At 38.8% G+C, this 21,829-nt stretch carries 22 protein-coding genes; 3 read left to right on the top strand and 19 right to left on the bottom strand.

The annotated features are described in order from the left end of the window. Positions 1 to 12 precede the first annotated feature (12 nt). Positions 13 to 321, bottom strand: a complete 309-nt coding sequence (locus FHS59_RS11240) for a hypothetical protein (protein ID WP_184495238.1) — start codon at positions 319 to 321, stop codon at positions 13 to 15. Between the two features lie 89 nt (positions 322 to 410). Between FHS59_RS11240 and FHS59_RS11245 the strand changes: the two genes are divergently transcribed. Next, positions 411 to 1,304, top strand: coding sequence for a LysR family transcriptional regulator (locus FHS59_RS11245; protein WP_184495239.1), 894 nt, complete (start codon positions 411 to 413; stop codon positions 1,302 to 1,304). A 298-nt stretch (positions 1,305 to 1,602) separates the two neighbouring features. Further along, positions 1,603 to 2,136 carry a PRC-barrel domain-containing protein gene (locus FHS59_RS11250; RefSeq protein WP_184495240.1) on the top strand — a complete coding sequence of 178 codons (534 nt, stop codon included), beginning with the start codon at positions 1,603 to 1,605 and terminating at the stop codon, positions 2,134 to 2,136. 100 nt (positions 2,137 to 2,236) lie between these two features. Here FHS59_RS11250 and FHS59_RS11255 read toward each other — a convergent pair whose 3' ends face one another. The 10 genes from FHS59_RS11255 to FHS59_RS11295 all read right to left on the bottom strand — a co-directional run bounded on the left by FHS59_RS11255 (position 2,237) and on the right by FHS59_RS11295 (position 10,723). Further along, positions 2,237 to 4,420, bottom strand: a complete 2,184-nt coding sequence (locus FHS59_RS11255; protein WP_184495241.1) for a xanthine dehydrogenase family protein molybdopterin-binding subunit — start codon at positions 4,418 to 4,420, stop codon at positions 2,237 to 2,239. 8 nt (positions 4,421 to 4,428) lie between these two features. Then, the gene (locus FHS59_RS11260) at positions 4,429 to 4,890 is read right to left on the bottom strand and encodes a (2Fe-2S)-binding protein (protein WP_184495242.1); all 462 of its coding nucleotides are present in this window, start codon (positions 4,888 to 4,890) and stop codon (positions 4,429 to 4,431) included. A 226-nt stretch (positions 4,891 to 5,116) separates the two neighbouring features. Further along, a complete protein-coding gene (locus tag FHS59_RS11265; RefSeq protein ID WP_221444490.1) occupies positions 5,117 to 5,818 on the bottom strand; it encodes an alpha/beta hydrolase in 702 nt (233 codons plus the stop codon). A 253-nt stretch (positions 5,819 to 6,071) separates the two neighbouring features. Next, complete coding sequence (locus tag FHS59_RS11270) at positions 6,072 to 6,971, bottom strand: TraB/GumN family protein (RefSeq protein ID WP_184495243.1); 900 nt, start codon at positions 6,969 to 6,971, stop codon at positions 6,072 to 6,074. Then, positions 6,956 to 7,858 carry a hypothetical protein gene (locus FHS59_RS11275; protein ID WP_184495244.1) on the bottom strand — a complete coding sequence of 301 codons (903 nt, stop codon included), beginning with the start codon at positions 7,856 to 7,858 and terminating at the stop codon, positions 6,956 to 6,958. The genes FHS59_RS11270 and FHS59_RS11275 overlap by 16 nt, the downstream gene beginning before the upstream one ends. Positions 7,859 to 8,007: 149 nt before the next feature. Continuing rightward, entirely contained in the window at positions 8,008 to 8,520 is a 513-nt protein-coding gene (locus tag FHS59_RS11280; protein ID WP_184495245.1) for a hypothetical protein, read from the bottom strand. 142 nt (positions 8,521 to 8,662) lie between these two features. Continuing rightward, the gene (locus tag FHS59_RS11285; protein ID WP_184495246.1) at positions 8,663 to 9,241 is read right to left on the bottom strand and encodes a hypothetical protein; all 579 of its coding nucleotides are present in this window, start codon (positions 9,239 to 9,241) and stop codon (positions 8,663 to 8,665) included. Between the two features lie 110 nt (positions 9,242 to 9,351). Next, positions 9,352 to 9,612: an abortive infection family protein gene (locus FHS59_RS23155; RefSeq protein WP_221444491.1), complete on the bottom strand. Its 261-nt coding sequence runs from the start codon at positions 9,610 to 9,612 to the stop codon at positions 9,352 to 9,354. Positions 9,613 to 9,621: 9 nt separating this feature from the next. Then, complete coding sequence (locus FHS59_RS11290; protein ID WP_221444492.1) at positions 9,622 to 10,260, bottom strand: AbiJ-related protein; 639 nt, start codon at positions 10,258 to 10,260, stop codon at positions 9,622 to 9,624. Then, complete coding sequence (locus FHS59_RS11295) at positions 10,253 to 10,723, bottom strand: hypothetical protein (protein WP_184495247.1); 471 nt, start codon at positions 10,721 to 10,723, stop codon at positions 10,253 to 10,255. Before FHS59_RS11295 ends, FHS59_RS11290 begins: the two co-directional genes overlap by 8 nt. 156 nt (positions 10,724 to 10,879) lie before the next feature. On the opposite strand from FHS59_RS11295, the gene FHS59_RS11300 reads away from it, so the two are divergent. After that, positions 10,880 to 11,140, top strand: coding sequence for a hypothetical protein (locus tag FHS59_RS11300; RefSeq protein WP_184495248.1), 261 nt, complete (start codon positions 10,880 to 10,882; stop codon positions 11,138 to 11,140). An 870-nt stretch (positions 11,141 to 12,010) separates the two neighbouring features. Here the strand turns inward: FHS59_RS11300 and FHS59_RS11305 are convergent. The 8 genes from FHS59_RS11305 to FHS59_RS11340 form a co-directional block, all read right to left on the bottom strand. Further along, positions 12,011 to 12,610, bottom strand: a complete 600-nt coding sequence (locus FHS59_RS11305) for a hypothetical protein (protein ID WP_184495249.1) — start codon at positions 12,608 to 12,610, stop codon at positions 12,011 to 12,013. 340 nt (positions 12,611 to 12,950) lie between these two features. Then, positions 12,951 to 13,265, bottom strand: a complete 315-nt coding sequence (gene bamE, locus FHS59_RS11310) for an outer membrane protein assembly factor BamE domain-containing protein (protein ID WP_184495250.1) — start codon at positions 13,263 to 13,265, stop codon at positions 12,951 to 12,953. Positions 13,266 to 13,650: 385 nt separating this feature from the next. Continuing rightward, positions 13,651 to 17,280, bottom strand: coding sequence for an amidohydrolase family protein (locus FHS59_RS11315; protein WP_184495251.1), 3,630 nt, complete (start codon positions 17,278 to 17,280; stop codon positions 13,651 to 13,653). Positions 17,281 to 17,410: 130 nt separating this feature from the next. Further along, positions 17,411 to 18,463 carry a response regulator gene (locus FHS59_RS11320; protein ID WP_184495252.1) on the bottom strand — a complete coding sequence of 351 codons (1,053 nt, stop codon included), beginning with the start codon at positions 18,461 to 18,463 and terminating at the stop codon, positions 17,411 to 17,413. Continuing rightward, positions 18,460 to 18,855, bottom strand: a complete 396-nt coding sequence (locus FHS59_RS11325) for a response regulator (RefSeq protein WP_184495253.1) — start codon at positions 18,853 to 18,855, stop codon at positions 18,460 to 18,462. Before FHS59_RS11325 ends, FHS59_RS11320 begins: the two co-directional genes overlap by 4 nt. Positions 18,856 to 18,908: 53 nt before the next feature. Beyond that, positions 18,909 to 20,288 carry a sensor histidine kinase gene (locus tag FHS59_RS23535; RefSeq protein WP_184495254.1) on the bottom strand — a complete coding sequence of 460 codons (1,380 nt, stop codon included), beginning with the start codon at positions 20,286 to 20,288 and terminating at the stop codon, positions 18,909 to 18,911. Between the two features lie 60 nt (positions 20,289 to 20,348). Beyond that, a complete protein-coding gene (locus FHS59_RS23610) occupies positions 20,349 to 20,477 on the bottom strand; it encodes an ATP-binding protein (RefSeq protein WP_394353572.1) in 129 nt (42 codons plus the stop codon). A gap of 128 nt (positions 20,478 to 20,605) precedes the next feature. Beyond that, positions 20,606 to 21,442, bottom strand: coding sequence for a two-component regulator propeller domain-containing protein (locus tag FHS59_RS11340; RefSeq protein WP_184495256.1), 837 nt, complete (start codon positions 21,440 to 21,442; stop codon positions 20,606 to 20,608). Between the last annotated feature and the right edge of the window lie 387 nt (positions 21,443 to 21,829).

A 21,829-nucleotide genomic window follows, 5' to 3' on the forward strand; every position in this document is an offset into this window, starting at 1 on the left:
CATTTTTCAGTTTTAGTGGATAATTTCTACAGAAATGGAAGAAGTAATCCGTAATGGTTTTCCAAGCTTTTTGGCTTCTTGAAGTGTTTCATTCAGAGAGGCTTTGCATGCTTTTAACTGTTCGATTCGCTCCTTTGAATTTTTGTCTATCGATCCAAATCGTATCTCACTGCTAAAATTTTTGAGCTCATGAAAATTGATTTTTTTGGAGATCATGTGATTGATTATTTCTGACGCTTCTTCAGGTGAGAATTCGCCCTTAATCAGATCCTTCTGATTGATTTCAGCAACTTTTAATTCATTGTCTTGAGTTTGTAGCATTGAAGTATTGTTTGTTTACAATGCAAAGGTTAAGAATCTGATTTATAAATTTTTATTTATATTTATTATGGAATACATAAACAAAAATTATGAATTACACCATTCACCAATTGCAGATCTTTCTGAAAGTGGTCCAGACGAAAAGCATCACCAAGGCTTCAGAAGAGTTATTCATGACCCAACCTGCGGTCTCTATCCAGCTAAAAAACTTACAAGATCAATTTGAAATACCGCTTACTGAGGTCATCAGCCGCCAATTATACATCACTGATTTTGGGATGGAAATCGCCCAGATTGCTGAGCGGGTAATTCAGGAGCTAGATAACATCACCTATAAAACTCAAGCCTATCAAGGAATTCTGACGGGAAGATTGAGCATCTCTTCTGCCTCTACCGGCAAATATGTGATCCCCTATTTTCTTTCCGGATTTATGGAAATGCATACTGGGATAGATTTGGTTTTGGATGTGACAAATAAGACCCGCGTCATTGAAAGTCTGAAAAATAATGAGATTGATTTTGCAATGGTTTCCGTCGTTCCGGATAAACTAGCTGTGGAAGAAGAAGTGCTAATAGAAAACAAGCTTTATTTGGTAGGAAACCAAGATTTTAGAGACGAGAAAAAGCCATTGATTTACCGGGAGGAAGGCTCCGCTACCCGAATGGCGATGGAAAAATACTTTGAAGAACACCAAGGTAAGCGCAGAAAACGAATGGAATTGACTTCCAATGAAGCAGTAAAACAGGCCGTGATCGCAGGATTAGGTTATTCCATCATGCCGATGATAGGGATTCATAATGAACTGGTTTCTAATCAACTATATGTTCTTGATTCACCGGATTTACCAATCAAAACTGAGTGGCGATTGATTTGGCTGAAAGGCAAAAAACTGTCTCCTATCAGTCAGGCTTATCTGGAATTTATCCGTTCTGAAAAACAACATATTCTTGAAAATAACTTCAATTGGTATTTAAACCATTAATAGATCAATATGCCTTTTTCCGAAATGGCTCACTTTCTATGATTATACTTGATTTTTAAGCAATCTGAGTTTAGGTGCTCTTAATAACTTCCATCACACTCTCAGGAGCAAAGGGAATATGAGTCAGGGGTTTTCATTTTGTTTTGCCTCCTGTTTATCCAATTACTTCCTCGAAAGGGGGAATCTTTACACTAAATTTTTGAGAGATATTTTCTTGATTGTGTTTAAACAAGGAAATTATCGATTGGCATGGATCTGGAACTTTTACATTCAGAAATTTTAACTAACCAACAACAACATGAAAACTATAAGAGAAACCCAAATTAGCGCGACTACTTCGATTGATTGTAAAGTAAAAACCGCTAGAGATGAGACCGTAGGATCCATCAAAGATATTATGATCAACACCATTACCAATGAGATTGATTATGTGGTATTAAAAGTGGACGAAGGTTTTCTTAACCTAGGATCTAAGCTTTTGGCACTACCCATGGAGTCATTTAATTTTCATACGGCACAAGATGACATAATCATCGTCAAAGAAACAAAAGAAACATTGGAGAATGCTCCGGGTTTTGACAATGATTCTTGGCCTACTGGCCCTCAAAATGAATTCATACATTCGGTGCGTACTTATTACAGTCAAGAACCAAGAAGTCTTTATGGACGATATGATCATCAAAATAGGAGGTTCTTTACTGTGGAGGAAGAATTATTGGCTGCCGACACTAACCGAATTAGAGATGCAAAATATGGTGATGGATTTCTTGAAAAAGATCATAGGGGTTCAAGACAGTCAGATCTTAGAAGTGGTGGAGATCCAATTCTTTAATTAAAAATAATTATCTAGAACAGAAGAAGGCTAACCAAAAATGGTTAGCCTTTTTATTTAGGAAATTATGGACTTGTAATTGGAATTTAAATAGTAATTATCAGCTGTTTAATATGGTTAGCACACGCTCTGGGGTAAATGGGATATGAGTCAGCGATTTACCTGTTAGTTTAAGAAATGCATTGGAAATTGCTCCGGCTACCATAGGAGTGGATGTTTCGCCAACACCTTCAGGGTGTTCTTGGGAATCGATTAAAGATATTTCAATGCTATCTGGGCAATCTTCCATGCGTAATAGAGAGTAGTCATTGAAATTGGATTGTTGCACTTCTCCATTCACAATGCTGATTCTTTCTTGAAGTGCACTGCTCATACCCATGATGATTCCTCCTTCCATTTGTGCTTTTACATTGTCTGGCTGTACGATAATTCCGGCATCTAATGCGATCCAAAACCTATGAACTTTAATTTTGCCTGTGGTTCTATCGACAGAAATTTCACAAACTCCTGTTCCAAGTGATCCATGCTCCACGAAAGAAATGCCTTTTGCTCGGCCTTCTGGACTTGGCTCTGTCCAATTAGACATTTCCACGGCTTTTTCGAGAGTAGCTAAAGCTCTTGGAGAATTACTCATTAATTTTCTTCTCAGAGCCACTGGATCAATTTTTTGATCGAAAGCGATTTGATCCAGCATGCTTTCAATGGCAAATTTATTGGCGCCATGACCTACCGATCTCCAATGTTTCAATCGAACACCATGTTTGGTCTCCAGCCAATTGGCAAATTGATTGGGGATGGCATAATGATCATTTCGTATTCCGCTGGCCACTAAATTTCCACCATCTCCGACTACCGTATGGGAAAAGCTGTTGATTTCTCCCTTTGAGTCTAGACTTGCTTTAACTCGCTGAAGAGACATGGGGCGATATGTTCCATATCGAAGATCATCTTCCCGAGTCCAGATAAGTTTTACCGGTTTCGGAGCCATTTCTTTGGCCAAGACGGCACATTCTTCTACAAAGTCACTCAAACTTCTTCTTCCGAACCCACCACCAAGATATTGTAAATGAACATTGACATTTTCGGACGGCACACCTAAAATTCCTGGTACTCCTAATTTGGTATCAGCTCCTTGCTGGCTTCCAACCCACACCTCCGCTTTTTGCAAATCTTCCGAAACTTGAATGACCGTATTTAAAGGTTCAAGTTGAGCGTGATACACATAGTCGTTTTTAAAATCACAGGAATAAGTTTTAGAAGAATTCCGCCAAGCATCATTCACATCTCCGATCTCCGTTATCACATCTCCCTTTTCATTTTGTGCAGCGATTTTTTCGTAATCTGAATAAATTTCATCTGAGTTAAACCCGGAAGAAGTCGATTCACTCCATTCTATTTTCAAGGCTTTTTTGGCTAATAAAGCCTGTTCAAGAGTCTCAGCCACTAAACCAATAGCATAATCAAATGGTACAATTTTGATGATTCCGGGTTGTTCTAAAATTTCTGAATCATTGAGTAAAGTAGGCTTAGCACCATGTCTTTTTCCTCTTTCTAATACGCCATAAACCATGTTGGGAAGGCGCACATCAATGGCAAATTGAGCACTTCCATTCACTTTTGAAGGGATTTCTGTACGCGGCACGTCCTTTCCAATCAAATTAAAATCAGAGACTTTTTTGATTTCCTTTTCTGTGAATTCAGGAAAGCTTTCAGGTGTAGTTAAAAACGGGATTAGCTCTCCATAGCTGATTTTTTTGCCAGAACCTTCATGAGAAATGACACTGTTGGAAGTCTTTAGCTCTGAGATAGGGACATTCCAATGTTTGGCGGCAGAGTCAAGCAAAATATACCTGGCTTGGGCACCTGCTTTTCTCATGGTGGAGAAATAGCTATTGGTAGTTCTACTTCCTACAGTAAACATCAGTTTGCTATCTGGTGACCAACCGGGAGAACCATAGATTTCTGATTCCTGTGGAGAGAATTCTACCTGCACTTTAGACCAGTCAGCATCCATTTCCTCAGCAAATATTAATGGTAAGGAAGTCATGGAGCCTTGACCCATCTCGGCGGCAGGATTATAAATCGTGATGTCTCCATTTTCTGTCAGTTGAACCCAGGCGGAAACGGGATGCTTTTGAAATTGTTCTTTTAGCTTTTTTTCATCCGTGCAGGAAACCAAAACAGGAAATAATCCTGAAGCGCCAATGAAAAGAGCTATTCCTCCGGAGGATTTTAAAAATTCCCTTCGGTTAATCGAACTTGGTTTGGAAAGATCATTCTTCATGGTTCAGATTATTTGTTTTGGGCAGCTAGTTCTACGGCTTTGATTATTCTTAGGTAAGTCCCACAGCGGCATATATTGCCGTTCATGTGTTCTTTGATTTCCTCTCTGCTGGGATTGGGATTTTTCTCTAACAAGTTGACAGCTTGCATGATTTGTCCTGAATGACAATAGCCGCATTGGGGAGCTTGAGCTTCTATCCATGCTTTTTGAACCGGATGGTCGCCATTTTCGGATAGGCCTTCGATGGTTGTTATTTTTTCTCCATTGCTAAAGTTATTGACAGGAAGTACACAGGCTTTCATTGGTTCACCATCGACGTGAATAGTACAAGCTCCGCATTGTGCTATTCCGCAGCCATATTTAGTTCCGGTCAATCCAAGATGCTCTCGGATCACCCAGAGAAGCGAGGTTCCTTCCGCCACTTCCACTTGGTGTTTTTTATTGTTGATATCTAAAGTATAAGAAGCCATAAGCTGGATGATTTATATTTTAAAATACATAAAAAACTGTGATGATCAATTATTTAGGGTTCATTGACCATCCGTAGCACAATCTAAATCTTAATAAAAACCAAGATGATTTACCCATTCCAACTTGATGGATTTTCAACTCGGACTTTTGAAAAGAAGGTTTTCTCTAAAGTTTCTTTTTGGTTGGTTTTGTTGAATAGGTAATCAGGTTTAAAGCTATCAGTTTTTATTCTTTTTCTTTTTCAAATATTTTCTCAAAAGCATGGTAAACAGCCATGTGTAAGGCGTCACCATGGGTTTTGTCTTCTAAAAACTCGTAGAACAATTTTGTGTTCGAACCATTATTCTTTTTCAATAAATCATACAACTCTTTTGCGGTTCGTTCCATTACTTCTCCTTCCTTCCCTCCGGCAATATAAATTGACTTATGAGAGTCGAAAGTAGTTGGGATTTGATCTAACAATCTCTCATCGTCCCACCAAAGACTGGGGCTCACGATGATGTAGTTGTCAAAAAGTGCTGGTTCTTTAAAAAGTATTTCTGTTGCTAATAATCCTCCCAAGGATTGACCTATAATAGTTTTGGTTTGAGTGGTTCTAAATTTGGAATCAATAAATGGCTGTAATTCTTCTTTTAAAAAGTTGATGAAAACTTCTGATTTTCCAGAGGTCGGGAATTCCTTTTGGTCAAGTTCATTTTGGGATGGGTAAGTGAAATCTCTTTTTCGGTCCACGTTTCCGATTCCCACTACAATGGATTCGGGAATCATATTAATCCAGGAAAAAGAACCAAACTGAACGATTCCAGAAATGTGTATAAAATCCTCATCTAGTGAACCATCCAAGAGATAAATTACTGGATATTTTTTGGTGAGGTCTTCTGAATAATTTGCCGGCAAATAGATATTTAATTCCCGGGTTTCATTCAATTGATCTGATTTAATCCGGATGGTTTATCCGATGGATAAATCTGATTCAGAGATGATATCAGGTAGAGTTTGTCCTACCAAGGGGGAACAAGCCAATAGTAATAAGGCAAGGAGTGCGGTATATTTCATATTTCGATATTCTCAAAAATGCAAAAACGGAATTTTCAATAGAAGGAAGCAGGATAAGCAATGAAAAAAATATCAGAAAATGAAATTATTGATGATTCTTGGAAACCCATTTTGGCACTTGATTTTATTTAGGATCTATCGGTGTAATTGAATAGCCAAGTGCTGTCAATTGGTTTATCAGCCCACATTCATACATTAAATGACTTAAACCAACTGCAATAAAGCAATCCTTCTTTTCTATTGAGTCGGTAATTTCTTTCATCCAACTGTTTTTTTTATCCGTCAATACGAGTGCATTTCTACATGGTGTATTCAATTGGTAATCAATCTCCATTTGAGAATACCAATTCGTTTCTTCACAGTTGTTTAGGTTATCGGTTTTGATTTTTTCAATGATATTTGCGAGCCTTCGCTTATGTGTTCTTAGAGGCATTCCCTCCACATCTTGATTGATTAATGTGATTTGTTTTTCCGTCGTTTCAAGCCCGAGAAGGTCGATCTTTTGTTCGATGGCTAACGATCCGATATAATCATCTAATGAAAGAGAAGTGTCATTTTCTCTTTTGTTTAAACATACTTGTTGTTTGAAATGTCGGTTTAGAAAAGCATACATCTCAGGCGCTGTCATTTTATGATAATCAGTGGGGCTTTTAGCAAAGAGGCTGTCGATGAAGGCCAACTCTTCCTTGCTAAAGTACTTCTTCCAAGGTGTAATTTCGGTTCTACTGTTGATGATATCTTCAGCAGTTTCTCCTGGAATAGTTAGGTTTTCCTTTATCAGTAATTCACTGGATGCAAGGGCCTGATTTGCTATAGATAATGAGTCGAAAAACTCTTTTCCAAATGCGTGATGGGTTCCAAATAAATAGGAAACGTGATGATTGTTGGGGGAAGTTATCTTAAAAAATATGGTATTGATTGAATCAGAATGTTTGTTGTCGTTAGTTTGAGCAAAGCCAAATTGAGTCGATAGGAGCGATAAAAAGATCAGGAAATATATACGTCTTTTTACTGTGTAGTCCATATCACTCTTTGGCTATTTTGTTCAGAAACTAGGGTTAGGTGAGGTTTAGGAGTGCTTCCATCAAAAACCAATTTGGATGAAAATAGTAATTTTTCCTTGTTTCTAAAGGCTACCCAATGTGGAGTCAATGGGTCTTTTTGTTGAAGAATGATTTGACGATTCCCATTTGCTTTGATTAAATCAAAGGATCTTCTTCCCCAATAGGAAAGCAGTAATTCTCCCTCGGAATAATCCGCATCAAAAACCTGGTTTCTGTTCATTGGAGCATCCTCCACATTGGGGTCAGTTAGGTCATTCCATTGTTTCAGGAGGCTGCCATTTTGATTAACCAAATAGCAAGAATTCTCGCCCAAAAGTAGGATTTGGTTTTCCTCAACAGCCCTGATTCTATTAATTGGTTGATCAAATTCGAAATAGGTTTTTGGCTGTTCTCCTTTCTTTAAGCGATAGATTTTAGGGTATTTACCAAAAACCATTTCATTATCAGAAAGCATAAAAAATCCACCTTCGCCAATTCTATAATCGTCTTTGAACCAGTCCCAAATCACCTGAGGTTCCTTATCAATGGTAGATTTTAAAACTCTAACTTGAAACTCATCGGAAGCTTGTAAAAACCTTCTTTCAATCAAGAAGATTTCATTTTGCTTGGTATAAAGCATGAAGTCACTTGCGGCATGCTCGGATTGAAAAAACACGTTTGGTTCAGCCCCTTCCGTCCAGATCATCACGCAGGCATGGTGGTCAGGGTCATTGATTGGATTGATATAAGACCAAAGCACACTTTCACCAATAGTAATCATATTTCCTGTTGGGTGTGCAAATGCAAACGGGGTTTGGAAAAGTATAAATATTACTATGATGAAATTTTTGATGCTTAGTGATTTCATTTTTTTATTTAGGCTAACGGTTCGCAGCTACCCGAAGGGCGGGATTTTTACCACAAAACTTGATTTGAAAAACTAATGTTTGATTAACCACAAAACTGTCTTTGGAACACGAAACCCCGCCTTTTGGGTTGGTGCTGTGTGTGCCGTTTTTACTTCTGTCGCCACGTTTCTATTGTGTTTTTATATTCAGATTCAGCTTGCTCTTTTGCGTCTTCAATTTTGTCGTGAAAAGTGTCAGTAATTGTAGACCAGTCGCTGTCACATCCAAACAAATAATAACCTGATTCATTGTCGTATTCGCAAATGGCAAGACAAGAAATATCATTTACTTGTTGACCTCCAATAAAATGTTTGGTCTTGTCTGTCTTTTCATGTCTACTATCAATGTCCGTATAAAATAAAGTCTTTGCACCCCCTATTAAGTCAGGAACTGGATCGAGTTTATAAATTAAGTCATAAACAAAGTCCATGTGATTTTTATGTCTAGAAACACTGACACCGAAAATTCCAGTCTTTCCCGGCTCATGCTCTATTAAGTCAAAAAGGTCAAAGATATCTTTGTCATTTTCATCCTCCGGAAATTCCTCAACGAATTTGTCAAAGGAAATTTGTCTCTTTAGTAAAGCTCTTGTTAGTTGTGATGCTGTTTCTTTATCAGTCATAAAATGGCATATAACAACACGCTATCAGGCGTGGAGATTTATATCTTCTAAAGTTAAATATTACACTGATCTTTCTTTTCACTCTGGTCTTTCCAAACAACTAAAACTCCATGACTGATCAGCGAATGTTGTACTCTGTCTTTTAGTTATTCAAAAAGTAGCTAGCAATCTTGCTGGTCACATAAAATGAAGAGCATATTGAAGTGTTAACTATTATTTGTTCGTTTGCTATTTCGTTCCAATAACTCACCTCTTCCTGACTGCTATCATAGAAAATTGCGGTATTAGAATAAACTGAAGGAGGTGGAGGAGGCATATCATTTAGCGGAATTTCTCCTTTTTTATTTTTCCTCCTTTTAGGAGTTCTTAATTCAAATTTATCAAGCTGATTCCCAACAATTAGATACTGCTCACCAAACTTGAATATTTGGTCACAATTTCCACCGAATTGTCTTACAAAAATGGTTTTTGAATTTAGATTCCCTTTAATGATAGAATCGATTTCAATTAGGACATCATATCCTTGGTTACGTTGATCCCACATTTCGTTCACTTCGGAGTTAAACCCGATATTTTTGATAGCATGACCTATTACCACAAAATCAACCTCATTAATCATTTGTTTTGCTGATAAGCTATCAAGTGGAAAGCAAGTACATGCAATAACACGTTCGCTTACACCTATAAATATTATAAAAAAGAAAATATTTTTAAGTCTCATAAATCAGCTTTCCTGGATGGTGTACAACGTTTGATGTATGAATCTGTAGCTTTGGTTTGTGTGTTTGCCTTGTGCGGCTATAATTTCATACATGGTGTTGTAGCCAGTTTTCATTTCTTGAGTTCATATGTTTCTAATAGATAAACCGCCAGAGTTGATGCTGCTCCAACAGCTAGTTTTGCATGTCTAGGTTGTAACCCTCTAAAATTCCCGTCTTTACCATGACCACTTCCGTACTCGTTTCTTACCTCTGCGATTCCTTGAACCACTGCAGATAGGCTTCCTAGAATTTGCTTAATTGAACTGGCTGCTTTGGTCTCATTGGGTATGTCATTTGGTGTCAATTTCAATAATTTAGTAGTTTCTTTCATTAATCTTCCCTAATCCCAATCCTTATTATATTTTTCTTTGCTTCCTTCAAATATTGATTTGCAGCAGGTTTCTATGAGCTCTTTTGAAAGACCTATAGAGACGTGTGGAGCAGCTTCAATAGAAGATTCCATTAGGTTTATTTGTTGGGTAACATATTCGGCGTCCAGAATTTTCTTTATATCAACTCCTTTTTTCTCAATTGAATCTTTTCCAGTCAATTTCAGATGGCCAACAAAAATAGGTTTATCTGATATTTTAGTTTTTTCAATTATTTCGAAATTATCAGTCTTTAAATTGTCGTTAAAAAGCTGAACCATTTTTATGGCTTCAGAAGTATCAGGTCTCACCAAAGGGTGAACCATTTCGCATAAAAAGTTTAAGAAAGTCGAGTCATCGCATTTTAGCAGATTAAATCTTTCATCATTAAATATCCAGTTATCGGGCCAGTCATAGGGATTGTTTATTCTGTGTTGCCAAATATCTCCTGCGGCATTATCAAATCGACTATCCAATGATGGCATATCGTCCAAGTTGAATACTCTTGATAGAAAATCAGGTTCATCAAGTCTGCCAGACCACCAAAAACCTTCGACTTGAATAAAGTCAAAGATGTTTCTTCTTGTAACTTCTGAAATTTTATTAGACATCTTTTTCTTCAATTAATTCAATCTGAAGTTCGGGTTTCAGGGTGATCTTTATGATATAGTTTTCAGAAGTAATCATTAGCCTTTTTTCTTCTTTTCTATCACTTAAGATAGATAGTGTTGAAACACTATTTAATTGGATATTTGACAATTCTAGAGAATCACTTTTGACAAAAAACTTTAATTCTCCATACGAAGGACAAATTTTGACAGTAAATGATTGATTTTTTGCATTAATATAATGATAGGTAGATTCATTATAGAAAAATGGGACATCATCCGAATCCAAGGACATTGGTTCGCATTCAAAAAATGACATAAAATCTACTTCGTCTGGATATTTCATTCTCTTATTGGCTACAACATTTTGCATATGGCTTGTGGCGGTTTCGAAGCGCTTTCCTGTCGGCAAAAACCAAAACTGGCTACGGAGCGAAAACCTTGCTGGCAGCCGCTCACCCGCCATAAGCTATATGTGTTGTGTGTGCCTTGAATGGTGAATATAGACCAAAAAGATGGTCGTTCCAACGGGTGAAATGCCTGTGCCGATAACTATCGGTATCCCTTAAGCGCGGGAGTTCCCGATAAGAATCGGGACAGGCTGTTACCCGAAGCCAAGCAAATGGCAAGCTGGTTTGCCGTGAGGCATGCAGTGAAGCCCGCCTCCCGGAGGGCAGGTAAGCCAGACTGCGGTGTCTGTACTGAAGAACATGAACCACATACGGAGGCTATGAGGTCGGATGAGGTAACACATGCTGCCGAAGTCCCAACTTTCCGAAAGGGAGGAAGTACCAAAATAGTAGATGTGGCAGCGATAGGCACAAGGATATTCACCTTACCGAGAGGACTGAGCGTCAAGAATTCTTCCTGTGGAAGAATTTAGCGAAGGGCCAGGATGCAGGGAAGGGATAGACGTCTGGAACGTCCAAGAGAAGTCAGCCGAGGTCATAGTAGCTACGAGGAACGAGCCATAAGAACTATGGAGGTCTCACAGAAGTAGTGAAGGACTGAACATCTTGTGAAATGAAAATTCGATAAGGAGCCTTTGTGTAGCCTTATCTTAAAAGTAATGGAAAGGAATAGCTGGTGTAAAGAGCAACTATTCTATGCTTGATGAACCGCCGTATACAGCCTGTCCCGATTTATCGGGAAGACCCGTACGTACGGTGGTGTGAGAGCCTCTCCCTGCTGGTGTTTGATAGCGGGGCTGGCTACTCGATTGGCATCAGTTTTTTTAATCTTTTTCGTCCAAGTTATTGAAACGATAAGGCTTGATATCAGTCCAAAAGCTAAAAAAATCAAGAGTGCCGAAGTTGGCATTTGAGGTTCTCCTTCAATTTGAGTGTCAGTAAGATGGTTGTATAGTAGAAAAAGTGGTCCAGTAATCCAGAGAATTGTCACGAATGTTAAAAAACTAAATGCTAGGGATTTGATAAACCTATATGTTGTGATTTCATCCTTAATGCGATTCAATATTTGCCAGTCGAGAAGTCCTATAATTATAAAATATAATATGAATCTTAGAAGGATAGGAGTCGTTTCAAAGTAGTCACCGAGCAGAATTATACCAAAGAGTAGAATTCCCTTAATCAACGAGATCAAAATATAATTGCCGATTATTTTTTTCATTTCAAATTGATGCCAACGGCCCCGCTAAGAAACGTGCGGCTTTCGAACCGTAAATGTCTTCGCGAGAAGAATTTTCGTTTGAAAGATAAATCTTGAATTTTTACTGTTCACCGAGCATGTTTTCTTAGCGATTGTTGGCAGCAGCTTTTCTATTGAAATATTTTTCAAATTCTTCCCTTATGTCTACCGGGTTAATGACCTTGGGTAAACTATCTGGTTGAAACAGTATTGTTGTCCAGCCTCTTGAAGCAGAAGATTTTGTGTCAATCAGTAATGTCTTTGAGTCAGCCTGTATAAACTTCAAATAACGAGTCTTAGGGTAAACCGATTTAACACCGTTCTGAGTCATAAATTGATCTGCCTCATACTTGTAATAGTTGTTGTCGTCTGCAACGGTGTAAAAGTCATCACCTAATTCTTTAATCATTTCTTGCACTTCAAGGCTGTCAGGACTCACGAACACAATAGCGTCCTGCTCAATGACAGTCGGGGTGTGTCCATTTGATTCGGTTACAACATAGTTGTTGATGTCCATTGATCTGTAGTACGCGTTCCAATTTTCTTCTTCCGTTTTCGAAGATTCTTCTACCTGTCCAGAGTCGTCTTGTTTAACAGAATCTTGAGTAAATGGGTCAGCGTTTTCGGTTTCCCTGTTCGTCTCATTTGGTTGGGTAGAACATCCCATGAGTTGAATCGTGAATATGAAGAGAATCAGTCGTTTCATTTTAAGTTGCTGCCAACGTTTAGTATAACAAGCTTAGCATCCCGAAGGGTGCTATGATTTGTTATACAGTGTTGTAGGGCGTTTTTTTATTTCTTTTATGATTCGATAAATTAAGTATCCAATCGCAATTAGATTGATAATTTGCCAAACATTTAATCCGATATAATTCACTTTTTGCCAAAAGGTCATACTCTCTAAACTCCAATATTCGCCTTTACTCTCGTCATAAAAATCGTCATAATTCATTAGCAAAAGAGCTAGAACGAAATATATAGCCAAGTCGAGAATAATTATTCCCACTGCTATTTGAATGTTCTTTATAGTCAAATATCTATTCATTCTATCCGTCCCAAACCGAAAAGTCGGTTACCTTGTTATTTTCAAATTTAATTGTCAGTCGTCCAGTATTAATTCCACGTTTTGAATAGCCTAGATAATAACCAAATTCATTCTCTGCTTTTGATTCCGGCTCTCCTAATAATTCCAAAATCTGATTCTTTGTCATTCCATTCAGTTCATAGTTATTTCTCAAACTGTTCATCATATCCCATCTTAATGACCATTCAGTTTCAGATTCAGTCCAGTTTTTCCACTTATCAGAGTCAAACTTTTCGTGAGTTATTCTCCCTTTAAGTGTAAATCCGACTAGAATCATTAGTCCAATCGTTAAAATTCCATATTTAACTTTCTTATTCAATGCTTCGTTTTTTCAAATGCCCTACAACACTTGTAGTTACAGCACTCCCACTATCTTATTGCGTCTATATTCGCATTGTCCACAGGGGTAGTAGGTGTGCCGGAAACCAAATTAAGAATTTCGTCGATCCCATCAAGCGGGCTTTTAATATTTTTGTTGGAAATAGATAGTACATGAGGATAGATTTCTGTGGCCTTAAGCTTTTGTGAATCAAAAGTATACATAGCGGAAATCCATTCCTTTTTGTAATAAATGGGGTGGAAGTCTGGCGAAATGTAGTTTTAAACAAAAAAATCCCCCAGAACAACAGCTCTGAGGGATTTCTATTTGATTCAAGTAATTATTACTTCAAACTGGTATTTGGAACCGGCGCAACCTTGGTCCACGGTGTTACATCCATCTTTCTAGGTGTTGGATAAACTTCATCCAAAGTGTTGCCATCGTAGATTCTTCCGTTTTTCACCACATGGGAAATGGTATTGGTGTTTCGGATATTCTCCAAAGGATTGCTGTCCATAATCACCAAATCGGCCAGTTTGCCTACTTCGATGCTTCCCAGTTCTTTATCCAATCCCAAAGCTTCAGCACCGGAAATCGTCGCAACTTTCAAAGCATCATGGGCTTCCATTCCGCCGCTTGCCACAGACCAAAGTTCCCAGTGGTAACCCAATCCCTGAAGCTGTCCATGCGAACCAACTGCTGCCAATCCGCCTTGTTCAAAAATCGACTTGATGCCTTCCGCATGCTTCATAAATACATGGTCTTCCGGAGCAAACCAACCTCCCAATCCTCCAGCTCTTCTTCTCGCTTTGGCATTCAGTTCCTCATAAGGAGTGAAACGATTCAGCTTTGGATCATGAAGAGGGCTTTCGGTAGTATAGTAATAATTCTCTGCCCAAGGACCGCCATAAGCCACCAAGAGGGTAGGAGTTACCGCCATTTTACTTTCTGCAATGGTTTTGGTCACATCCTGATACAATGGATGGATCGGAATAGAATGCTCATGCCCTGGATAGCCATCGATCAACTGGGTCATATTAAGTTTGAAGTCCAATCCACCTTCTGTTGTTGGCATCAACTCCTGTTCCTTGGCAGCCATAATCACCCATTGTCTATGCTGTCTGTTACCGACCAAATACATTTTGATATACTGGGTATTATAATACTTGCTGTATTGCTTCAGTACGTTTTTGGTTTGATCCAGAGATTTCAGATTGTACATCCAATAACCCACACCAGGACCGGTGCTATATACTCTCGGACCTGGCACCATGCCTGCATCTACCATATCTCCATAAGTCAAGACATCAGTGGTAGCAGTTTGAGGATCTCTGGTTGTGGTGACGCCGTAAGCCAAATTGGCTGCGTAGATCCAAACTGAATTTTTATGCAATCCCCAAGTTGGCCACATGTGCGCATGGGTATCGATAAATCCTGGAGTGATGGTTTTGCCGGACATATCCATGACTTTGGCTTTTCCTGAATCCAAGGTGCCGGAAGCTCCAACAGCTATTATCCGGTTGTTTTCAATCAAAATATCTCCTCTTTCGATCACCTCGTCACCTTTCATGGTTACGATTCGGGCGTTAGTCAGAAGGACAGTACCTTGAGGAATGTCTTTTTTGTAGTAAACCGAAACCTGTTTTTCTTCTGGTTTGTAACTTTCTTTTTCCTTTAATTCCGCTTTGTAAATGCTATCCGCTTTCGCTTTTTCTTTGTCATTTTTCAGTAATTCTGCCAAAGCTTCTTTTTTAGCTTTTGCTACCGAATCAGCAGCTTTTACTGCTTCTGGACCCAATGCTTTTAATGCTGCTACCGAATCTGCTTCAGCCAAAGTTTTAGCTTTTTTGGCAGTTTTTACCGAGTCTTCAACAAACTCAGCTCGATCTATGTCATAGACCCAATGTCCATTTCCCAAAGACCAATGCACTTTCTTTCCATTGGCTTCCCAAGCAGGCCATTCTCCACCGATTTCTGTTAGTTGGCGGGAAGGGAAATTACTGGATTCAGGATTTCCCACATTGATACTTGGGGTCTTTCCTACAGTTGGAATAGTAACTACATAAACGTTATTGTTGACTTGTGCCAAAGCTAAATTGCCTTCTGGAGCCATCAAAATAGTGCTTGCACTGCTTGGTCTCATCTGTGGTTCCTGCGCACTTGCTCCTTCCGGAAGCATGCAGTAATTGACCGCATCCGCATTAGACATTGGCATTCCCATCACATAGCGGATATCGGTAGCCTCATCTGGATTGGTGGTATGTCCATGGTCATTATGAGATTCAGCAACTGACCCAAAAGGAGTGATTCCAGTGATTTTTGCATACTCTTTCTCATCTGTTCCATCCCATCTGACACTTAGTAAAGTGCCTCCGGGACCGTTTAGAAATACTCTCGAAGTATCCTTGGTAAAGTGAACATTGCCATGATTTCCAGCTTCCATGATTTTTCTGAATGGACCGCCATTAGCAGGAATCCAAACCAATTCTGCCTCCGAACCATTAATGCCTGGGCCTTCAGCATCTTTCATCACCTGATTAGAAGCCTTGAATACCGCAATTCTATTCGTTGGGCTCCAGGCAGGTTGCATGTAAAGTGCCTTTTCAGTGGTAAGCTGAGTCAAAGAAATTCTACTTCCCAAAGAGGCTTTGTATAATTGACCACCTTCGGTTTCACTCCATCCCACAAAAGCCAATTGAGTTCCGTCTGGACTCCAGGTAGGCATGGCTTCAGTAAAGTCATTGTTGGTTACACGCTTTGGCTCTCCATCAGGATAACCCATCACATAAAGTCTGTTTAGCGCTGTGAAAGCCAGTTTTTTTCCATCTGGAGAAGGAACAGCATCCCGGATTTGGGTTACTCTGGCATCCGTGGTGTCTTTGATTTCATAATTGAAATACAAGCGAGGACCCATTGCCAAATTCACATCTACTTCGAAAGGAATCTCTGCCGGTGATCCACCATCTACCGAGATTTTCCAGATTTTTCCTCCATATGAGGCAATCACATTTTTGCTATCTGGCGTGAAAGCCATAGCTGGCAAAACGCCTTGTGGAGCGATGGATTCCTGCTCATCCCTTTGAACTGGATAGGCAAGCCATTTTTCATCCCCGGTTTCCATATTTCTCAGAACTAGACCGGTCTTTTCTTCCCATCGGCTTCCATAAACCATCCATTTGCCATCATCGCTGAGCGTTGGGGTAAATGCAGATCCATACCGTGAGGTGATTGTATTCAGTTCGCCTTTATCAAAATCGTAAGTTCCAATCTGATATTGTGGAAGAAGGGCGTTGTAATTCCATGCGCCGGATCTTTGTGAGAAGTAAACCTTTTTTCCATCTGGACTTACAAATGGATCGATGGTTTTGATGCTGCTAGGATTTTCGTTGAGTTGAATTCCGCCGCCTCCATCTTTGTGATACATCCAAAGCTTGGAGATTCTTCGACCCTTGCTGACCACAATGTATTCCGAATCCGGAGTCCAGTCCGCACCTGGCACATCGCCGTTTTTATCTTTGGTGATTTGTACTGTGTCTTTTTTTACCAAATCGATGTACCAAAGGTTATCACTCCCAGCTCTGTCAGAGGTAAAGAGAATTTTCTCTCCATCCGGAGAAAATCGGGGATGGGTTTCATAAGCCATTCCTGTGGTTACAGGCGTTGCTTTTCCTCCTTCCATCGGGATGGTATAAATATCTCCCAGTAGATCAAATGCAAGGGTTTTGCCATCCGGGCTGACATCCACACTCATCCAAGTTCCTTGTTTTGTATTGAACTTGATTTCTCTTTCTGCTTTTAGCGGTAAATCCTTGAATTTTGGGGTGATGATCGAATCTTTTTTGGAACTATCAGACTGGATCGTTGACTGCTGTTCCAAGGGAAATAGCATTTTTGGTCTGTCTGGTACCATCGAAGCAAAGCTTACAGTGGCACCCAAAGCAACCAAAATGGCAGGTTGGGTAAATTTTTTCATAAAGTGATTTTTGGGTAAATAATCTACGTTTAATTCTTCGAAATTTTAATAAAATAAGGCCTATTTTTAAAAATAGGCCGTTTTCGGACATTTAAGTCAAATTGAATTTCAGATTTTCACAGTCCCAATATCAATCAGGTTTTAAAGATTGTACCTCATAAACAGTTACAGGTTTCGCCTTGTTCTTGAGGATCATTTCTCCGATTTTTTCGGTTTGGAAATCAGGTTCTATTTGTTCATGGTATTGTTCCAAAATCAGGATCTGTCCAGGGTTTGCTTTAGACTGTAATCGGGAGGCGACATTGACAGTATCCCCGATGACGGTGTAGTCCAATCGTTTCAAAGAAATAGAACCGATATTACCGGATACCATTTCGCCTTTGTTGATACCGATAGAAACTTTAGGTTTGAATCCGGATTTTTCGGAAAAAACCGGCATGGCATTCATTTTATCCCGGATAGCAATGCTGGCCCGAAGCGCTCTTTTCTCATAATCTTCTCCTTTAAAAACAGCCATCACTGCATCACCGATAAACTTATCAATGATGCCTTGCTCTGCGATGATTTCCCTGACCATCATATCGAAATAATCGTTTAGCTGACCCACTACGACATTTGGCTCTTCGTTTTCACTGATGGCAGTAAAGCCACATAAATCGATAAATGCCACCGCAGCTTCCAGGGTTTCGTTTTCTATCAATCCACTTTCGATTTCTCTCCCTCCCATGAAGTTGAGGACGGTTTCATCCACATACATTCTCAGGATGTTATTTTCCTTCATGGCCTGGATGGTCGCTTTTATCTGGTTGATATAGGTAATGGTCTTTTCGATGGTAATCTCCAGATCCTGAAAATCCACAGGCTTGGTGATAAAATCGAATGCTCCCAGATTCATGGCTGTTCGGATATTTTCCATGTCTCCATAGGCTGAAATTATCACTGTTTTCAACAAAGAATTCTGCTCTTTTACTTTAGAGAGAAGTGTCAATCCATCCATTTCAGGCATATTGATATCACTCAGGATCATATCTATGTTTTTAGATTCCTCCATGAGTTCCAAGGCTTTCTTCCCATTCAAGGCAAAATAAAATTCGTATTCTTCAGAACGGATTTTCTTCCTGAATTTCTGCCTGATTAGTACTTCTAGATCAGCCTCATCATCGACCACTAATATTCTGATCATTGCTTAATTGATTTATGTTTTGCCATCAAATCCTGTATTTCATTCTTCAAGAAATCAAAATCTATCGGTTTTGTAAAAAATTCTTTTGCTCCTGAATCAATTGCTTTTTCATAGTTCTCACTATCACCGTATGCTGAGATCATGCTGACATTGATTTGAGGATATCGTTCTTTGATCTTTTTCAAAAGTTCCAGTCCTGTCATTCCAGGCATATTGATATCCGAAAATACATATACCACTAGTGGAGGATTGTCCTGACCTAAAAAATCCAAAGCTTCTTGCCCAGAAAAAGCAAATGAAAGTGTCATCATTCCACTTTTGATCTCTTTCCTAAATTTTTGACGAAAAAGTATTTCTACGTCTGTTTCATCATCTACAATTAAAATATTCATAATTTTTGACTTAAGTTGAAATAATGATGGACTGATATAATTGAGAAAGAAGTTTATTTGGCTTCTTTCAATGGTAATACAATTTTAAACACTGTGCCTTCTCCCTCCTTTGACTCCACTGTAAATTCTCCGCCATGGGCTTTGACAATGTCATAACTCAGGCTCAAACCAAGACCGGTTCCTGCTCCTGTTGGTTTGGTAGTGAAAAAGGGCTGAAATATTTTTTCAATAATTGAATCGGGAATACCTTCACCATTATCCTCTACCTTCATTTGGATTTTGTCCCCCAGATTAGTGGAGGTAATTTTTACCAATGGATGAAAATCAGATTCTCCCTCGACTTCTTTATCTAATTTCAGTTTCTTCTCATGAACAGCATAGAAGGCATTATTCACAAGATTTAATATTAATCTACCAAAGTCTTGAGCAACCACCTCTACTTCAGGCAGTTCAGGATCAAGTTCCAATTTGAAATCGGCATTGAAACTCTTGTCTTTTGCGCGAAGTCCGTGGTAGGAAAGTCTCATAAATTCATCTGCCAGCGCGTTAATGTCCGTCAGAACTTTCTCTCCGGAATTGATCCTACTGTGCTGGAGCATTCCTTTCACTATGGAATCAGCCCTGTTTCCATGGTGGTTAATTTTCTTTAAGTTATCTGAAATGTCCCCTACTATCTCTTTAGCGATGTCGTAATTACCGGCTTCAATTTCTTCCTTCATCTCCTCCAGAAGTTCATTGCTCAGTTCAGAAAAGTTATTGACAAAATTCAGAGGGTTTTGGATTTCATGCGCGATACCGGCTGTAAGCTCCCCAAGAGAGGCCATTTTCTCTGCATGGATCAGTTGCGTTTGAGTAGATTTTAATTCCTTCAGAGTAGTCTCCAACTCATTTTTCTGCGCAAGTAATTCAGCGGTTCTTGCAGCAACTTGCTTTTCCAGTTGCTTTTTAAGTTCCTCCGTAATTTCCAGTTCTTTTTCCTTCTGGAGAGATTTGATTCTCTCTCTTTCCAGATTTTTCTTCTGCTTGGCATTAATTATCCACATGGCAATAGCCCATAGGAAAGCAAATGCTTCTGCAGTCTCGAAATAGGATTCCCAATTATTATAGAAGTCTGGGGTAAGGTTGGAGAAAATATCGGTGATTATAGAAATACCAATAATCGGGAGCCAGGCATAAATTAGCCCTTTTTTATGCTCCAAATCGGGAAAAGTCAGAGTGACAAAAACAATCGCTCCGACCAGTAGGTATTTGGCTAAATACACCAAAATATCCAAGAAACCTGGCAATGGAATCCACTCCAAAATAATCAACCCTACTGCCGCCCAAAGCCCATAATTAAATAGTCGCTTCCATTCCTCAGAGACCGTAATTGATGCAAATGGTCTTTTTAAGAAATAAAGGAGAATAATTGATATAATAGTTACTGAAAGCACGTCTTTAGTTTAGGGTTAATAATTGCTGTTTATAGACTTAAAATTCATAATATCATTTCATTATTCTGGAAGATAAATAGTAAAAGCTGTTCCCTGGTCTTCTTCTGTACTACTTTTTACCCGGAGATCTCCATTATGAGATTTGACGATATCATAGCTTAAAGATAAACCAAATTCTTCCTTTTCGATCTTCTATAATGCTCAGGATGGCATAACCGGCTAGCCCTTGATCAGGTATGTAGCTGGTAAATGTCTCCCTATCAAATCGGCTGATTCCACCTCCATCAGACCTATCCACAAGATGCTTTTGGAGTCCTCTAAAATGCCAAAACATCATTGGCTCTTAGCCCTTGTTCATCTATATAATTGGTGAAACTTTTTCCATCATAAAGACTGATTCCTCCGCCTCCTCCGATCCAGATTTCACAGTCTTTGTTTTCATGAATGCTATAGACCACATCAGAAGCCAAGCCTTTCGAAGTTATGAAATTGGTAAAACTTCTTCCGTCAAATTTGCTGGCTCCACCACCAACAGTACCAAACCAGAGGTTTCCATGTTGGTCTTCAATGATTGATCTTAAATTATTGGCAGCAAGTCCTTGAACTGTGGAGTAATTTGTAAAGCCAGTTCCGTCATAATGACTTACTCCACCTCCAGATGTACCAAACCAAAGATGTCCTCTGCTATCCATCAACGAGGAATTGACAGCGTCCAGCGCCAATCCATCATCAGAAGTATATGTCGTGAACTGGGCCATTCCTCCTTCTCCCAAGATGTAGCTTTCCCCCTTGTCATTCTTTATTTCAGTACCGTTTTCATCTTTTAAAACAAGCAAAGGCATCACCTTTGGTGGTTCTAAAATGACTCTTTCACCATCATTTAGATAGCTTGAGAAATCTCCTGCTTGCTTTGGGATTTGAATGGTTTGTGGAGGAAGTTGATCGGATAGGGTTATTTGATAAGGTTTAACAGAATCTGCTAATTCATTGATTTTGGTTATCAAAGGACTGGCTCTGGAAAAATTGGTATTTGCGATTGGCTTGTCCTTATTTTCAGAACATGCAAAAACAAAAAGTAAGAATAAGGAAATAGAAAAAATAGAAACCTTCATCGTGTTAAAGTTACTTAATAAGCCAAAAATCGATGACTTCATAAAATGCTGTTATGCCGAATTTAGTAAATCTTGCCTTCAGAAATAAAGTGGAACCCTTGTTTAAGTATGGATTTCATACTCATTTACCTAGTTGAAAACCAGGGGAATTATTTATCAAAATCTTTCCCTTTGAATTACTTTATAGAATTGGATTAATTGAGTTTATTAAATGAACATGTACTAAGTAGACTTTATGGGTTTTCGAAGTGCTGATTTTAGCAGTTTCGAATGATAATTTGATAATTCTTCTTTAATTCTATTTGGCATTTTAATCTACGCTTTATTATGCGATTTTCCACAAATAAAGCACATTTGAATTTGAACTAAATCATTTATAATCAAGGAGTACGCATACTAAAATGATGAATTTGAATAGGTTAATTTGAA

Source organism: Algoriphagus iocasae (genome assembly GCF_014206875.1).
GTDB classification, from domain to species: Bacteria; Bacteroidota; Bacteroidia; order Cytophagales; family Cyclobacteriaceae; genus Algoriphagus; species Algoriphagus iocasae.

What these genes read in the sequence shown, in the direction of transcription:
- FHS59_RS11325 (WP_184495253.1), bottom strand. Translation starts at nt 18,855, where the DNA reads ATGAATATTTTAATTGTAGATGATGAAACAGACGTAGAAATACTTTTT.
- FHS59_RS11255 (WP_184495241.1), bottom strand. Translation starts at nt 4,420, where the DNA reads ATGAAGAATGATCTTTCCAAACCAAGTTCGATTAACCGAAGGGAATTT.
- bamE (WP_184495250.1), bottom strand. Translation starts at nt 13,265, where the DNA reads ATGATTCTAGTCGGATTTACACTTAAAGGGAGAATAACTCACGAAAAG.
- FHS59_RS11250 (WP_184495240.1), top strand. Translation starts at nt 1,603, where the DNA reads ATGAAAACTATAAGAGAAACCCAAATTAGCGCGACTACTTCGATTGAT.
- FHS59_RS11280 (WP_184495245.1), bottom strand. Translation starts at nt 8,520, where the DNA reads ATGACTGATAAAGAAACAGCATCACAACTAACAAGAGCTTTACTAAAG.
- FHS59_RS11275 (WP_184495244.1), bottom strand. Translation starts at nt 7,858, where the DNA reads ATGAAATCACTAAGCATCAAAAATTTCATCATAGTAATATTTATACTT.
- FHS59_RS11300 (WP_184495248.1), top strand. Translation starts at nt 10,880, where the DNA reads ATGGCAAGCTGGTTTGCCGTGAGGCATGCAGTGAAGCCCGCCTCCCGG.
- FHS59_RS11320 (WP_184495252.1), bottom strand. Translation starts at nt 18,463, where the DNA reads ATGATCAGAATATTAGTGGTCGATGATGAGGCTGATCTAGAAGTACTA.
- FHS59_RS11290 (WP_221444492.1), bottom strand. Translation starts at nt 10,260, where the DNA reads ATGTCTAATAAAATTTCAGAAGTTACAAGAAGAAACATCTTTGACTTT.
- FHS59_RS11305 (WP_184495249.1), bottom strand. Translation starts at nt 12,610, where the DNA reads ATGAAACGACTGATTCTCTTCATATTCACGATTCAACTCATGGGATGT.
- FHS59_RS11245 (WP_184495239.1), top strand. Translation starts at nt 411, where the DNA reads ATGAATTACACCATTCACCAATTGCAGATCTTTCTGAAAGTGGTCCAG.
- FHS59_RS11295 (WP_184495247.1), bottom strand. Translation starts at nt 10,723, where the DNA reads ATGGCGGGTGAGCGGCTGCCAGCAAGGTTTTCGCTCCGTAGCCAGTTT.
- FHS59_RS11315 (WP_184495251.1), bottom strand. Translation starts at nt 17,280, where the DNA reads ATGAAAAAATTTACCCAACCTGCCATTTTGGTTGCTTTGGGTGCCACT.
- FHS59_RS11285 (WP_184495246.1), bottom strand. Translation starts at nt 9,241, where the DNA reads ATGAGACTTAAAAATATTTTCTTTTTTATAATATTTATAGGTGTAAGC.
- FHS59_RS11340 (WP_184495256.1), bottom strand. Translation starts at nt 21,442, where the DNA reads ATGAAGTCATCGATTTTTGGCTTATTAAGTAACTTTAACACGATGAAG.
- FHS59_RS23155 (WP_221444491.1), bottom strand. Translation starts at nt 9,612, where the DNA reads ATGAAAGAAACTACTAAATTATTGAAATTGACACCAAATGACATACCC.
- FHS59_RS11260 (WP_184495242.1), bottom strand. Translation starts at nt 4,890, where the DNA reads ATGGCTTCTTATACTTTAGATATCAACAATAAAAAACACCAAGTGGAA.
- FHS59_RS11270 (WP_184495243.1), bottom strand. Translation starts at nt 6,971, where the DNA reads ATGGACTACACAGTAAAAAGACGTATATATTTCCTGATCTTTTTATCG.
- FHS59_RS11240 (WP_184495238.1), bottom strand. Translation starts at nt 321, where the DNA reads ATGCTACAAACTCAAGACAATGAATTAAAAGTTGCTGAAATCAATCAG.